At 63.7% G+C, this 14,167-nt stretch carries 12 protein-coding genes; 9 read left to right on the forward strand and 3 right to left on the reverse strand.

All coding sequences use genetic code 11. The features are described 5' to 3' along the window. From EN955_RS29450 to EN955_RS29475, 6 genes are all read left to right on the forward strand, one after another. Positions 1–314, forward strand: a 314-nt coding sequence (locus tag EN955_RS29450) for a hypothetical protein (RefSeq protein ID WP_127223503.1), incomplete at its 5' end; no start/stop codon positions are given. A 187-nt stretch (positions 315–501) separates the two neighbouring features. Beyond that, positions 502–2,529 carry a bifunctional UDP-sugar hydrolase/5'-nucleotidase gene (locus EN955_RS29455; protein ID WP_024502731.1) on the forward strand — a complete coding sequence of 676 codons (2,028 nt, stop codon included), beginning with the start codon at positions 502–504 and terminating at the stop codon, positions 2,527–2,529. A gap of 234 nt (positions 2,530–2,763) precedes the next feature. After that, on the forward strand, positions 2,764–3,828 hold the full coding sequence (gene hemH / locus EN955_RS29460) for a ferrochelatase (RefSeq protein WP_013529728.1): 1,065 nt from the start codon (positions 2,764–2,766) through the stop codon (positions 3,826–3,828). A gap of 155 nt (positions 3,829–3,983) precedes the next feature. Next, entirely contained in the window at positions 3,984–5,195 is a 1,212-nt protein-coding gene (locus EN955_RS29465; protein WP_024502732.1) for an FAD-binding oxidoreductase, read from the forward strand. A 119-nt stretch (positions 5,196–5,314) separates the two neighbouring features. Further along, positions 5,315–6,265 carry an SPFH domain-containing protein gene (locus EN955_RS29470; protein ID WP_013529726.1) on the forward strand — a complete coding sequence of 317 codons (951 nt, stop codon included), beginning with the start codon at positions 5,315–5,317 and terminating at the stop codon, positions 6,263–6,265. Positions 6,266–6,276: 11 nt separating this feature from the next. Then, positions 6,277–6,741 carry an NfeD family protein gene (locus tag EN955_RS29475; protein ID WP_013529725.1) on the forward strand — a complete coding sequence of 155 codons (465 nt, stop codon included), beginning with the start codon at positions 6,277–6,279 and terminating at the stop codon, positions 6,739–6,741. Positions 6,742–6,745: 4 nt separating this feature from the next. Here the strand turns inward: EN955_RS29475 and EN955_RS29480 are convergent, their stop codons facing one another. Continuing rightward, the gene (locus EN955_RS29480; protein ID WP_024502733.1) at positions 6,746–7,747 is read right to left on the reverse strand and encodes a KpsF/GutQ family sugar-phosphate isomerase; all 1,002 of its coding nucleotides are present in this window, start codon (positions 7,745–7,747) and stop codon (positions 6,746–6,748) included. A 238-nt stretch (positions 7,748–7,985) separates the two neighbouring features. Here EN955_RS29480 and EN955_RS29485 point away from each other — a divergent pair, with 238 nt between their 5' ends. Beyond that, positions 7,986–9,788 carry an outer membrane beta-barrel protein gene (locus tag EN955_RS29485; RefSeq protein ID WP_024502734.1) on the forward strand — a complete coding sequence of 601 codons (1,803 nt, stop codon included), beginning with the start codon at positions 7,986–7,988 and terminating at the stop codon, positions 9,786–9,788. Between the two features lie 40 nt (positions 9,789–9,828). Here EN955_RS29485 and galU read toward each other — a convergent pair whose 3' ends face one another. Then, positions 9,829–10,734 carry a UTP--glucose-1-phosphate uridylyltransferase GalU gene (gene galU / locus EN955_RS29490; RefSeq protein WP_013529722.1) on the reverse strand — a complete coding sequence of 302 codons (906 nt, stop codon included), beginning with the start codon at positions 10,732–10,734 and terminating at the stop codon, positions 9,829–9,831. A gap of 209 nt (positions 10,735–10,943) precedes the next feature. On the opposite strand from galU, the gene EN955_RS29495 reads away from it, so the two are divergent. Together EN955_RS29495 and EN955_RS29500 are read left to right on the forward strand one after the other, a co-directional pair. Beyond that, entirely contained in the window at positions 10,944–12,164 is a 1,221-nt protein-coding gene (locus EN955_RS29495) for a lytic murein transglycosylase (RefSeq protein ID WP_024502735.1), read from the forward strand. A 98-nt stretch (positions 12,165–12,262) separates the two neighbouring features. Next, a complete protein-coding gene (locus tag EN955_RS29500) occupies positions 12,263–13,477 on the forward strand; it encodes a DUF459 domain-containing protein (RefSeq protein WP_024502736.1) in 1,215 nt (404 codons plus the stop codon). A gap of 27 nt (positions 13,478–13,504) precedes the next feature. Here the strand turns inward: EN955_RS29500 and EN955_RS29505 are convergent. After that, positions 13,505–14,167 (reverse strand): FAD-dependent oxidoreductase (locus EN955_RS29505; RefSeq protein ID WP_164769922.1); only part of this gene is annotated, 663 nt, incomplete at its 5' end.

Below are 14,167 nucleotides of genomic sequence, written 5' to 3' on the forward strand. Positions count from 1 at the left end.
CCTGGGCACCCAGCGCCCCCGACAAACCGCCGATGGCAGCGGCGCCGAAAGGCGTCGAGGGCTCGTGGATCGACGCCAAGGGCACCGGCCTGTCGACCTTCACCGGCGGCACCTTCACGACGGTAGCCACCGACACCGGCCAGAAGCTTGCCGACGGCAGCTACACGATGACCGGCGCCACATCGGTGCAGATCAACGGCACCTCGCTGATCCGCCAGACCGCGGTCAGCTTCAACTGCCTGATGGTGTCGACAAGCCAGCTCAACTGCACGAGCTCCAGCGGTCAGAATTTCGTGCTGACAAGGCGCGTCTGAACCCACGACCATTCGTTTTCCAAGGACGGCGGCCGGTTGGCCGCCGTCCTTTTTTGTGCCGGCAAAGGGTCCCGGATTCCGCTTGCGTCATCCGGAACGCGATGGGAACATGGCCAAAGCGCCGGCTGTTATGTTCCAGTCAAGCAAGAGCGCTAATGGCCTCTGATCAGCTTTCCGGGAGACGAAGATGAAGAAGCTTGCCGCCATTGCAGCCCTGTCAGCCTCAACCCTCGGCCTGTCGGCCGGCGCGTCCTTTGCCGACTACACGCTGAACATCCTGCATATCAACGACTGGCACAGCCGCATCGAAGGCAACAACAAATATGAATCGACCTGCTCGGCGGACGAGGAGACCAAGGGCGAGTGCATCGGCGGCGCGGGCCGGCTGATCACCGCGATCGCCCAGGAACGCAAGAAGCTGGAAGGCCAGAACGTGCTGCTGCTCAGCGCCGGCGACAATTTCCAGGGCTCGCTGTTCTACACGACCTATAAGGGCAAGGTCGAAGGCGAATTCCTCAACGACATGAAGTTCGATGCCATGGCCCTCGGCAACCATGAATTCGACGACGGCGAGGCCGCCTTGGCGCCGTTCCTCGACATGATCAAGTTCCCCGTGCTCGGCGCCAATGTGAAGGCCAACGCGCAATCCAAGCTCGGCGACCGCGTCAAGCCATCTGTTGTCGTCGAGGTCGGCGGCCAGAAGATCGGCATCATCGGCGCGATCACCAACGACACGCCGGATCTCGCGTCTCCCGGACCCAACGTCGCGATAGAGGACGACGTCAAGTCGATCACCGCCGAAGTCGAGAAGCTCAAGGGCGAAGGCGTCAACAAGATCATCGCCGTGACCCATATCGGCTACAGGCGCGAACGTGACGTCATCGCCAAGATCCCGGGCATCGATGTCGTCGTCGGCGGCCATAGCCATTCCCTGCTGTCGAACACCGACCCGAAGGCGGAAGGCCCCTACCCGACGATGGTCGACAATCCGGACGGCTACAAGGTGCCGGTGGTGCAGGCGGCCTCCTATTCGAAATATCTCGGCGAGTTCAAGGTGGTGTTCGACGACAATGGCGTCGTCAAATCGGCCAGCGGCGACCCGATCTATCTCGACAAATCGATCACCCCCGACCCGGCCGTGCTCGCCCGCATCAAGGAGCTTGGGGCGCCGATCGAGGCGTTGAAGAACAAGGAAGTGGCCGAAACCACCGACGTCATCGACGGCAGTCGCGAGAGCTGCCGCACCCGCGAATGCGCGATGGGCAATCTCGTCTCCGACGCCATCCTCGACCGCGTCAAGGGACAGGGCGTCGAGATCGTCATCTCCAATGGCGGCGGCCTGCGCGCCTCGATCGACAAGGGCACCGTCACCATGGGCGAGGTGCTGACCGTGCTGCCCTTCCAGAACACGCTGGCGACCTTCCAGATTTCGGGCAGGGATCTGGTGGCCGGCCTCGAGGGCGGTCTCAGTCAGGTCGAGGACGGCGCCGGGCGCTTCCCCCAGGTCGCCGGCCTGAAATATTCCTTCGACAAATCCGTTTCGCCCAATGCCGGCCGGGTCAAATCGGTGGAGGTCATGGAAGGCGGTGCCTGGACGCCGATCAAGCCGGAGAAGGACTATCTGGTCGCCACCAACAACTATGTTCGCCAGGGCGGCGACGGCTACAAGGTCTTTGCCGACAAGGCCAGGAATGCCTACGACTACGGCCCCGGCCTCGAACAGGTGGTTGCCGACTATCTCGGCGCCCACCGGCCCTACACGCCGAAGCTCGACGGCCGCATCACCGAAATAGCCGCGACCGTCGCCGCGGCGCCTGCCCCGGCAACCGATCCGGCCAAGCCAGCCGAAGCGGCCCCGGCCACCCCGGCGCCCGCACCGGCTGAAGCCGCCAAGCCTGCCGAAGCGGCACCGGCAATGCCTGAATTGCCGGCCAACTCGGGCGATATCGCCAACACACCACCGGCCATATCGACGGAAGGAGCACCTCCCCCGCCAGCGCAACCAGCCGCGCCGGCACCGGCCGAGCCGGCAAAACCTGCTGAGGCCGCGCCAGCGGAAGCCAGCCATGTCATCGTTGCCGGCGACACCTATTGGGATCTGGCCAAGAAGGCCTATGGCGACGGCGCCAGGTGGAAGGTCATTTCGGGCGCCAACAAGGGCTACGAACCCCGCCGGCTTCCTGTCGGCGCAACGCTGACCATTCCGCCGAAATAGCTCGCTTATATGCCTGAATGACACCGCCCGTCCGAAAACCGGACGGGCGTCCTGTTTTCGGACTAATGCATGTCGCCCAAAAGTGACCTCGGTTTTGGGAGAACGACATGCATAAAACAAAGAGTTAAAGCGGGTCGTCTGAATCCATTCGGACAATCCGCTTTAAGGTGCGGCCAGACGCTGCATTGAATGCGCGCGCAAGATGGTTAGGTTCGCGTCTCCCGGAGAACCCTTATGACGCTTCCCACCCCTGCCGATCCCAAGGTCGCAAAAGCGCTCGGCCCGTTGCCCGCTGGGCATCCGCCGGTCAAGGCGGGCAAGATCGGCGTCATGCTGGTCAATCTGGGCACGCCCGATGGCACCGATTTCAAGCCGATGTGGCGGTATCTGCGTGAATTCCTGTCCGATCCGCGCGTCATCGAGCTCAACAGGGCGATCTGGTATCCGATCCTCTATGGACTTGTGCTCACCACGCGCCCCAAGAAGTCGGGCGCCAATTACGCCCGGATCTGGAACCGGGAAAAGAACGAGTCGCCGCTGCGCACCTACACCCGTGCCCAGGCCGAAAAGCTGGCCGAAGCGCTGCGCGACCTGCCTGATGTCGTCGTCGACTGGGCGATGCGCTACGGCAACCCTTCGACCGCCAGCATTGCCCAGCGTCTGGCCGACCAGGGCTGCGACCGCATTCTTTCGTTTCCGCTCTATCCGCAATATTCGGCGACGACCACGGCAACAGCCAACGACCAGCTGTTTCGCGCGCTGATGAAGATGCGCCGCGCGCCGGCCGTCCGCAGCGTGCCGCCCTACTATGACGAGCCGGTCTATATCGAGGCGCTGGCGCGTTCGATCGAACGGCATCTGGCGACGCTGGATTTCGAGCCGGAGGTGGTCATCACCTCCTATCACGGCATTCCAAAACCCTATTTCGAGAAGGGCGATCCCTATCATTGCCACTGCCAGAAGACGACGCGGCTGTTGCGCGAACGGCTCGGCTGGGATGACAGGAAACTGATCATCACCTTCCAGTCGCGCTTCGGCGCGCAGGAATGGCTGCAACCCTATACCGACAAGACGGTGGAGAAACTCGCACAGGACGGCGTCAAGTCGATCGCCGTCGTCAATCCCGGCTTTTCCGTCGACTGCATCGAGACGCTGGATGAGATCGGCCGCGAGGCGGCCGAAACCTTCCACCATGCCGGCGGCAAGAATTTCGCCCATATCCCTTGCCTCAACGACAGCGCGGAGGGGATGGCGGTGATCGAGGCGATGGTGCGGCGCGAACTGTCTGGCTGGGTCTAGGAGAAATTCCAGGAAAAGTGTGAAACGGTTTTCCCGGGAAAAGCGAATAGCGCTTTCCCTTGGGAATTTCGTCAACCGGAGTTAGAGCGGCTCGCCGCTCTAACTCCGGAACAACACAAGCTCCGGGGCGTTAAGGCGCGCCGCCGGAGAATGCGATGCCCCGCAAACTCGACCTCAGAACTGGCCAGCCCGTCTGGTCAGCCTATCGCGCGCCTGCGGTGCCGACGGACGGCCTGACCCGGGACGTCAAGGCAGATGTGCTGGTCGTCGGCATGGGCATCAGCGGCGCCATGATGGCCGAGGCGCTGACGGCCGATGGCCATCGGGTGATCTGTATCGACCGCCGCGGCCCGCTGAAGGGCTCGACGGCCGCGACCACCGCGCTGGTGGCATTCGAAATAGACCAGCCTCTCTCCACGCTTTCGAAGATGATCGGCAGAGCCTCGGCGCAGCAGGCCTGGCGGCGCTCGCGGCTCGCCGTCTCCAATCTCGCCGGACGCATCGCCGAACTCGGCATCAACTGTGGCCTGAGCCGGGCGCCGTCGCTCTATCTGTCTGGCACGATACTTGGTCCGTCGGAACTGCGCGACGAGGCCAAGGCACGGCGGCTAGCCGGCATCGCCGCGACCTATCTGACGCCGGCGCCGCTGGCGGAGACATTCGGCATCGACCGCGAAGGCGCCATTCTCAGCCACGGCAACATCGCGCTCGACCCGCGTAAGCTGACGGCTGGGCTGCTGCTGAAATCCCTTCAGCGCAAGGCTCGCTTCTACGCCCCCGTCGAAGCGACAGTGATTGAGGATAGCGCCGAAGCTGTTGTCGTCGCGACCAGGGATGGCCCGACCATAACCGCGCGACATGTTGTTCTGGCCACCGGCTACGAACTTGTGGAGATCGTGCCGGCCGCGGCCCACCGGATCATCTCGACATGGGCGATCGCAACATGCCCGCAACCGCGAAAGCTCTGGCCGGACGCAGCGTTCATCTGGGAAGCGTCGGAGCCGTATCTGTATATGCGCACGACGATCGACGGCCGGGTCATTTGCGGCGGCGAGGACGAGGATTTTGTCGACGAAGCGCGGCGCGACGAGCTGATCGCCGACAAGAGCACACGCATCGCCGAGAAGCTCGGCCTGGTATTTCCGCATCTCGACACCAGGCCCGATTTTGCCTGGACCGGTTCGTTCGGCACCACAACCACCGGCCTGCCCTATATCGGCGCCATTCCCCGCCACCCGCGCATCCATGCGGTGATGGGCTACGGCGGCAACGGCGTCACCTTCTCGCAGATCGCTTCCGAGATTGTCCCGGCTTCGATCAACGGGTTGGAGGACACGGATGCAAGATTGTTTGCCTTCAACCGCTGATCGCACCCGCAAACAATCCGTCATCACCTGATTGTAACGCATCTGAAACACACTTAAGTCTTTGGTGAAGTCGGCCGCGCGAGAATGGCTTGTGCGGCCTTCGTCTGAGGGAGAGCCAAATGGATTTCAGTGGTTTCGATATTGCGGTTGGTGCACTTGCCCTTCTGGTATTGGTGCTGCTGATCAAAGGCATCAGGACAATCCCGCAAGGCTACAACTATACGGTGGAGCGCTTTGGCCGTTACACCAAGACACTGAGCCCGGGTCTCAATTTCATTTACCCGTTCATCGACCGCATCGGCGCCAAGATGAACATGATGGAGCAGGTGCTCGACGTTCCAAGCCAGGAAATCATCACCCGCGACAACGCCATTGTCGGTGTCGACGGCATCGCCTTTTTCCAGATCCTCAACGCCGCCCAGGCCGCCTACCAGGTTTCCGGCCTGCAGAACGCCATCCTCAATTTGACGATGACCAACATCCGTACCGTCATGGGTTCGATGGATCTCGATGAACTCCTGTCGAACCGCGACGCCATCAACGAGCGCCTGCTGCGCGTCGTCGATGAAGCGGCCCACCCGTGGGGCATCAAGATCACCCGCGTCGAAATCAAGGACATCAACCCGCCGGCCAACCTTATCGAATCGATGGGCCGGCAGATGACCGCGGAACGCAACAAGCGCGCCCAGATCCTTGCCGCCGAAGGCCTCAAGCAGTCGCAGATCCTCGAGGCCGAAGGCCGCAAGGAAGCCGCCTTCCGCGATGCCGAGGCGCGCGAGCGTTCGGCCGAGGCGGAGGCCCGCGCCACCCAGGTGGTGTCGGAAGCGATCTCCAAAGGCGATGTGCAGGCGCTGAACTACTTCGTCGCCCAGAAATACACCGAAGCGTTGGGCAAGATCGGCACCGCGACCAACAGCAAGATCGTGCTGATGCCCTTCGAGGCATCGTCGCTGATCGGTTCGCTAGGCGGCATTGGCGAGATCGCCAAGGAAGTCTTCCGCAGCGAGGGCACGACCGGCTCGCAGAGGCAGGCCGCGCGCCCGCCGGTCGTTCGCCCAACCGACAACTGAGGTCGAAACCAATGATCGACCGCATCGTTTCCGAACTCGGCCCGTGGAACTGGATGGTTCTCGGTTTCGTCCTGCTGGTGATGGAAATCATCGCGCCGGGTATCTTCATGCTGTGGATCGGCATCGCCGCGCTGATCATCGGCGCTGTGTCGCTGCTGATCTGGGACACCGGCTTCTGGACATGGCAGGTCCAGGTCCTCGCCTTCCTGGCGCTGTCGCTGGTCTCGGCCTATGTCGGCAAGAAGCTGGTCGGCAGCCGCAACGACCCGACCGATCAGCCGCTGCTCAACCGGCGCGGCGCGCAGATGGTCGGCAGGATGGCGACACTTGCCGAACCGATCCGTGACGGGCGCGGCCGCATCAAGCTGGGCGACACACTGTGGCGTGTCTCCGGCCCTGACCTGCCGGCCGGCACGCAAGTGCGCGTGACGGGTGCGGCCGATACGGATCTGGAACTGACCGTCGAGGCGGTCTGAACGTTCAGGCGGCGCCGATACGCAGCAGATCATGCAGGTGGATGAGGCCGACTGGTTTCCGGCCCTCCACCACCATCAGGCTGGTGATGGCTGAATTGTTGATCGTCTGCAGCGCCGTTGCCACCAGCGTGTCCGGCGTCGCGGTCTTCGGACCTCTTGTCATCACCTGATCCACCGTCATCGCCAGCAGATTGCTGCCGATGTGACGGCGGATGTCGCCATCGGTGATGATGCCGACCAGCGCACCGTCGACATCGGTGATCGCGACGCAGCCAAACCCTTTGCGCGACAGTTCCAGGATCGCGTCCTGCATGCCGGTGCCCGCAACCACCAGCGGCAGCCTGTCGCCGACATGCATGATCTCGCGGATCTGCGTCAAATTGGCGCCGAGCTGGCCGCCCGGGTGAAAGGTGCGGAAATGGTCCGGCGTGAAGCCGCGTGCTTCGAGCAGCGCGATCGCCAGCGCGTCGCCCATCACCAGTTGCAGCAGCGTCGATGTCGTTGGCGCCAGGCCGTGCGGACAGGCCTCCGGAGCGCGCGGCAAAAGCAGCACCACGTCCGCCGCCCGCGCCAGCGCCGATGTCTCTCCGGCGGTGATGGCGATCAGCGGAATGGAAAAGCGCCTGGAATAGGCGACGATGCCCATGAGTTCCTTGCTTTCGCCCGACCACGACATGGCGATGATGGCGTCGTCCCTGGCGATCATGCCGAGATCGCCGTGGTTGGCTTCGGCGGGATGGACAAAGAAAGCCGGCGTGCCGGTCGAGGCCAGCGTCGCGGCGATCTTCGAACCGATATGGCCGCTTTTGCCGACGCCGGTGACGATGAGCCGGCCTTCAATCCCCGAGATCATCTCGACCGCCTGGGCGAAAGGCGCGGCCAGCCCATTCTCCAGCGCCTCGGCGAGGGCTGCGACACCAGCCTGTTCTGTCGCCACCGTCCTCAGCGCCGAAGCGATCGAGGCTTGCCTGTCCAAAGGCTTCTTATCCAGGGATCCCGCATGCATGGCTGATGCGATTAGCGCTTTGCCGGCGCGCTGTCCAACGGAAATGGCCCCAGGCATATCGCCCGAACGTGTGCGGTGGTTTCAGACGACGGCAGGCGAGAAAACGCACGCAGTATGAATCCCTTTGGAAATCAGCGCTTCAGGCAGCTGACGGGCCGCTGCCTCAACCCTCCGTTAACCATCCCCATTTACGGTTCGGTAAGTATGGCGCGCGTGCGCCGCGCAAGCAGTGGTGGCGATGTCCGGGGTCCAGCCAGAAAATTCGACGCGACGTGGGGGCAAGGCGGTCTGCGCCTTGCTGCTGGCAACCAGCATGTTTGCCTTGCTGCGCCCAACGGCGCTCCATGCCCAGGAAACCGAACTGCGCGGCGAAGTTTCGGAATCGGCGATCCTGTCCGACCAGCAGCGCAAGGCGAGACAGCTGGCCTTGGCAGCGCAGGGTCAACAGCCGGCCAACGCCGCGCAGGACAATGCGCCGGCCCGCACCTATCTGCCGGCCAGCGCCGGTGCCGTGCCTGACGACGCCGACACTGGCGACGCCACCGCGACCGGCAGCCTCTTCGACCCGCCGGCAGCCACTGACGACACGTCCGCCGACACGGCGGCGCCGCCCAAGCCGCGCCGCCGCTCATCGAGCGCCAGGCAGAATGCGGCTGACCAAGCCAAGGACAAGGCTGCCGACAAGTCGAAAAAGAAGAAGAAATCGACGGCCGACACCTCCGACATCACCGCTTCCACGACCGCCTCCCGGACCGCCTCCACGACGGACGCCACCGATGCTGCAGAGACCGATGCGGACACGGCCAACCGCCGCGCACTCACCATCGACAGCGCCGACAGGCAGAAGCTCGACCCAGGAGCGGAGCGTACGGACGCCATCGAAGGCCAGAAGAAGAAGCTGGAGGATGATCCGTTTGCCGCCACCGGCATCAAATGGGGCTCCTTCGTCATCCGGCCGACGATCGAACAGGGCCTGACCGCCACCTCGAACGGCGATTCGAGCAGTGCAGGCAAGTCGGCGCTGCTGTCCGAGACGGCGCTGCGCTTTTCCGCCGCCTCCGACTGGCGCGAGAACTCCGCTACGATCGACGGCTATGGCCTTTTTCGCGAGACCGTCTCGGGTTACCCGGTTCACGACGAGCAAGGCCGCATCGAAGGCCAGCTCAATGTCGATCTCGACAATGAATTGCGCGCCATCGCCAAGCTCGGCTACGAGGCCGTGCCGGAATCGGCATCATCGCCGGACGCCATTGCCGGCGTCAGCAAGCAGCCGCTGCGGCAGACCATCGATGGCAGCCTGGCCGTCGAAAAGCATCTTGGCAAGATGCAGTACACCTTGACCGGCGCGGTCTCGCACGACTTCTACGGCGACGCCAAGCTCTCGGACGGCACCTCGCTGTCGCAGAAGGATCAGGACTCGACGCTCTACACGGCGACGTTGCGCACCGGCTACGAGATCTCCCCTGCCCTGACCCCCTTCACCGAAATCGAGGTCGGCCGCCGGACCTATGATCAACGCATCGACAATGAAGGCTTCGAGCGCTCGTCGACGCGGCTCGGCGCCCGCGCCGGCCTTGCACTCGACATGGGTGAGAAGCTGTCGGGCGAATTCTCGGCCGGCTGGCTCAGGGAAGCGATCGACGACAAAAATCTTGATGCGATCTCGGGTGCCACCGTCAACGCCGACCTCAAATGGTCACCCGAGCGCGGCACCATAATCGGCCTGACCGGGCGGACCACCGTCGAGCCCACGACCACATCGGGCGAGAGCGGCGACATCCTCTATTCCGGTCGCCTGACCGGCGAACGCCAGATTCGCGCCAACCTCACCGCCAACGCGGCTCTGGGTCTCGACTGGCGTGATTACATCGGCATCGACGGCCATGACAGGGTGTTGAGCGCCGAGGCCGGCCTGACCTGGTGGCTGAACCGCTACGCCGGCCTGACCACAAGAGTGAGGACCGAGAAACTGACCAGCAACCTGCCGGGCCGGGACTACACCGCCAACAGCATCTTCCTCGGCGTCAAGGTGCAGCGCTGAACGGCCGCACCAACGACATCCGGCCGCTCGCTAGGATGTTTTAAAACGCAGCGCCACGGCGCTCTGACGGCTTCAGCTCGTCGAGAAGCGTGCGGATGACGCCCGCCATGTTCTCGTTCATGTCGCTGCGCCACAGCGCGAAGGCGACATTGGCCTCGACAAAACCCTCCGGCGATCCGCAGTCGAACGTGCGGCCTCGATAGTGGTAGCCGTAGAAAGGCTGCTGCTTTTCCAGCTTCAGCATGGCGTCGGTGAGCTGGATCTCGTTGCCGGCGCCTTTTTCCTGACCTTCTAGGATCTTGAAGATCTCCGGCTGCAGGATGTAGCGGCCGTTGATGTAGAGGTTGGACGGCGCGGTGCCGGCCTTCGGCTTTTCCACCATCTCGGTGATACGGAAGCCGTGATGCGTGTCCTCGCCGCGGCCGACGATGCCGTATTTGTGGGTTTCGGCGGGATCGCATTCCTGCACCGCGATGATGTTGTTGCCCGTCTCCTCGTAGAGCTCGACCATTGCCTTCGTGCAGCTCTTCTCCGACTGCATGATCATGTCAGGCAACAAAAGCGCGAAGGGCTCGTCGCCGACGAGCTCGCGGGCGCACCAGACGGCGTGGCCAAGTCCCATCGGCACCTGCTGGCGTGTGAAACTGGTCTGCCCCGGCGCCGGCTGCAGCCGCTGCAGGCGGGCGAGCTGGTCGTCCTTGCCGCGCTGGGCCAGCGTGTCATAGAGTTCGAACTGGATGTCGAAATGGTCCTCGATGACGGCCTTGTTGCGACCGGTGACGAAGATGAAATGCTCGATGCCGGCCTCGCGCGCCTCATCCACCACATACTGGATCACCGGCCGGTCGACGACGGTCAGCATTTCCTTGGGGACAGCCTTGGTGGCCGGAAGAAACCGTGTGCCGAGGCCGGCGACCGGGAAGACTGCCTTGCGAACTCTCTTCATGCTTTCAATTATCCGTTTGAGGGCCAGCTCCGCAATCCCCGTTTCAAGACATTTTCACGCCGGAATTGGGGATTACTGGGAAACTGAGGGGAGCGTCCACCGGTAAAGCTTCGAAGCGTCTTTTCGTTCCCGGTGGCACCTATGGTAAACTAATTCCTAACCTGGTTCGGCGATGAATGGTCTTTCCTGAGACAGAGAAGGAGGAAAAGATGTCCGTTCGCAATGCCGCAAAAATTCTTACCAGCGTCATGGCGGCAGCCAGCCTATCGCTCGCTCTGCTGATGCCTGGCCCCGCTTTCGCCGATGCCGGTTTCCGGCAATGGGTCGCCGGCTTCCGCGCCACCGCCGTGCAGAGCGGCGTTTCCGGCGCCCTATACGACCAGGCCTTCAGGAACATCAGGGATATCGATCCCGTGGTGCTGGAAAAGGCGCGCACGCAGCCTGAATTCACGGCCCCCGCCTGGGACTATTTCGACAACCGCGTCCATGATCAGTCCGTCGCCGTCGGCCAGCAGATGGCCAGGAAATGGAAGCCGTGGCTGGATCGGATCGAGGCCAGGTTCGGCGTCGACCGCTACATCCTGCTGGCCATCTGGTCGATGGAATCGAATTATGGCGAGATCCTCAAGCGCGACGACATCATGCGCAACGTCGTGCGCTCGCTGGCGACCTTGGCCTACGCCGATCCGAAGCGGGCGAAATTCGCCCGCACACAGCTGATCGCCGCGCTGAAGATCCTGCAGACCGGCGACATCGACGAAAGCCATCTGAGCGGATCCTGGGCCGGCGCCATGGGCCACACCCAGTTCATCCCGACCAGCTATCTGCACTATGCCGTGGACATGGACGGCAATGGCAAGCGAGACATCTGGAATTCGATCCCCGATGCGCTGGCGACATCAGCCAATTTGTTGAAGAAGAATGGCTGGCAGGCAGGCAAGACCTGGGGCTATGAGGTCGCCTTGCCAGCCGGAAAATTTCCCGGCGGTTCCAAGACACTGTCGCAGTGGCAGGCGCTCGGCGTCGTCAGGGCCAACGGCAAGCCGTTCAAGAACGGCTCCGACAAGGCGACGCTGAAGGTGCCCGACGGCCGCAGCGGGCCGGCCTTCCTGATGATCAGAAATTTCACGGTCATCAAGGCCTACAACAACGCCGACAAATATGCGCTGGCCGTCGGCCTTCTTGCCGACGAAATCGCCGGCTCGAGCGGTCTGGTGCAGGACTGGAAGCGGCCTTTCACCAAGCTTACTTTCGAGGAAAGGCAGGAGCTGCAGAAGCGGCTTTCCCAGCATGGCCTTTACGACGGCAAGTTCGACGGCAAGATCGGCGACGGCTCGAAGACTGCCATCATGGCCTTCCAGGCCAAGGCCGGCTTGACCCAGGACGGCTATCCGAGCATGGAAGTGCTGAAGTGGCTCCGGCAGAAATAGAGCCGCCTGCGGTGCCGCGCGGCCTTCCAGGCGCGCAAAAGACACTGTAGCAATCGGGTTGGCGCGGGCCTTGCCGCGCCAAGGGACGGAGGAAACGATTGGCTTCGGCTGCGCGCATCGCAGGGCTTGTTCGTCGCATGCCGGTGCTCGTCCTGGCCGTGGTCGTGCTTGCCGTCGGCGTGGCTGGCGCCTTTCATGCGCCGGCCATGGCGCAGGAGCAGCAAAACCGCGGCTGGTCGTTGCGCGACCTTTTGTTTCCGCGCCGCAGCGAGCGCATTGAGCCGCCCCTGGATATCCAGAAGCCGAGGCCCAGGCCCAAGGCGAAAAAACCCCGCGCCCCGCGCCCGCCCGCGGAACCGGAAACCCCGGTGGTCGACAAGGCGCCGGACGCGCGCACCGTCCTGGTGGTCGGCGACTTCATGGCGGCCGGCCTCGCCGAAGGCCTCGACACCGCTTTCGCAGAGAATGCCGGCGTCAGGATCGTCGTTCGCAGCAATGGCTCGTCCGGCTTCGTGCGCGATGATTTCTACAACTGGCCCGAACAGATCAAATCGCTGATCGAGACCGAAAAACCCGCCGCCGTGATCGTCATGCTGGGCTCCAACGACCGCCAGTCGATGAAGGTGGGCGACATGCGCGAACAGCCACGCTCCGAGAACTGGACCAAGGAATATGAACGCAGAACCGACGCGCTGGGCAAAGCCATCGCCGCGGCCAAGGTCCCCTTCCTTTGGGTCGGCATGCCGGCGTTCCGGGTGCCGAAGATGACCTCGGATATGCTTGCCTTCAACGACATCTACCATCAGGCCGCAGAAAGCCATGGCGGCGAATTCGTCGATATCTGGGACGGCTTTGTCGACGAGAACGGCGCCTTCGTCACCAGCGGCCCCGACATCAACGGCCAGCCGGTGCGGCTGCGCGCCGATGACGGCATCAATATCTCGAAGGCGGGCAAGCGCAAGCTCGCCTTCTACACCGAAAAACCGCTGCTGAAGATCCTCGGCCTGACCGCGCCGGGAAGCATGATTACACCGTCCGCTCCGGCGGGCGCCCCTGTCGAGACGCCGGCGCCGGCCGCGCCCCCCATCGTCATCGACCGCACCGCGCCGATGCTGCTCAGCGATCCGGCACTCGACGGCGGCTCGGAGCTGCTTGGCGCGGCACCGCCGGCAAAGGCCAATCCGGACCTGCCCGGTGAAAAGCTTGTGGTCGAGGGCAAGGCACCGATTGCATCGCCCGGCCGCGCCGACGATTTCTCCTGGCCGCCGAAGGCCGCAGCCGCGACCGACACCACGACCGCGATCAATCGTTAGTCTCGCAGCGCGGCTCCGAGGCCGGGCTCAGCGCGGGAGAACGCTCGACCCCATCAACGCCTCGTCGATCGCGCGCGCCGCCTGGCGGCCCTCGCGGATCGCCCAGACGACCAGCGACTGGCCACGACGCACGTCGCCGGCCGCATAGAGCCTGTCGACGCTGGTCTTGTAGTCGCGGTCATTGGCCTCGACATTGCGCGAGCGGCGGCTGTCGGTGGCGATCTTCATCTCACCCTCCAATTCCCTCGCCACACCGGCCGCGGCCGGCCCGGCAAAGCCGATGGCGATGAAAGCGAGATCGGCACGAATGACGAATTCGGTACCGGCGATCGGCTTGCGCTTGTCGTCGACCTCGCAGCACTTGACGCCGGTCAGCTGGCCTTCCTCGCCGATGAATTCGAGCGTCGCCACCTGGAATTCGCGCTCGGCGCCTTCGGCCTGCGAGGACGAGGTGCGCATCTTCGTCGCCCAGTAGGGCCAGACCGAAAGCTTGTCTTCCTTCTCCGGCGGCTGTGGGCGGATGTCGAGCTGTGTGACGCGCACCGCGCCCTGGCGGAAGGCCGTGCCGACGCAGTCGGACGCGGTATCGCCGCCGCCGACGACGACGACATGCTGGCCGCCGGCGATGATGGGATGCGAGGGCCACGCCACCGACTGGATCGGTTCGTCGCCGACCCGCCTGTTCCTGTC

It is taken from the genome of Mesorhizobium sp. M7A.F.Ca.CA.001.04.2.1, from assembly GCF_003998485.1.
In the GTDB taxonomy this organism is placed as follows: Bacteria; Pseudomonadota; Alphaproteobacteria; order Rhizobiales; family Rhizobiaceae; genus Mesorhizobium; species Mesorhizobium ciceri.

Bases quoted from the DNA above. Each gene is read 5' to 3' on its own strand.
- EN955_RS29455 (WP_024502731.1), top strand. From the start codon at position 502: ATGAAGAAGCTTGCCGCCATTGCAGCCCTGTCAGCCTCAACCCTCGGC.
- galU (WP_013529722.1), bottom strand. From the start codon at position 10,734: ATGAAGAGAGTTCGCAAGGCAGTCTTCCCGGTCGCCGGCCTCGGCACA.
- EN955_RS29470 (WP_013529726.1), top strand. From the start codon at position 5,315: ATGGATTTCAGTGGTTTCGATATTGCGGTTGGTGCACTTGCCCTTCTG.
- EN955_RS29465 (WP_024502732.1), top strand. From the start codon at position 3,984: ATGCCCCGCAAACTCGACCTCAGAACTGGCCAGCCCGTCTGGTCAGCC.
- EN955_RS29480 (WP_024502733.1), bottom strand. From the start codon at position 7,747: ATGCATGCGGGATCCCTGGATAAGAAGCCTTTGGACAGGCAAGCCTCG.
- EN955_RS29485 (WP_024502734.1), top strand. From the start codon at position 7,986: ATGTCCGGGGTCCAGCCAGAAAATTCGACGCGACGTGGGGGCAAGGCG.
- EN955_RS29495 (WP_024502735.1), top strand. From the start codon at position 10,944: ATGTCCGTTCGCAATGCCGCAAAAATTCTTACCAGCGTCATGGCGGCA.
- hemH (WP_013529728.1), top strand. From the start codon at position 2,764: ATGACGCTTCCCACCCCTGCCGATCCCAAGGTCGCAAAAGCGCTCGGC.
- EN955_RS29475 (WP_013529725.1), top strand. From the start codon at position 6,277: ATGATCGACCGCATCGTTTCCGAACTCGGCCCGTGGAACTGGATGGTT.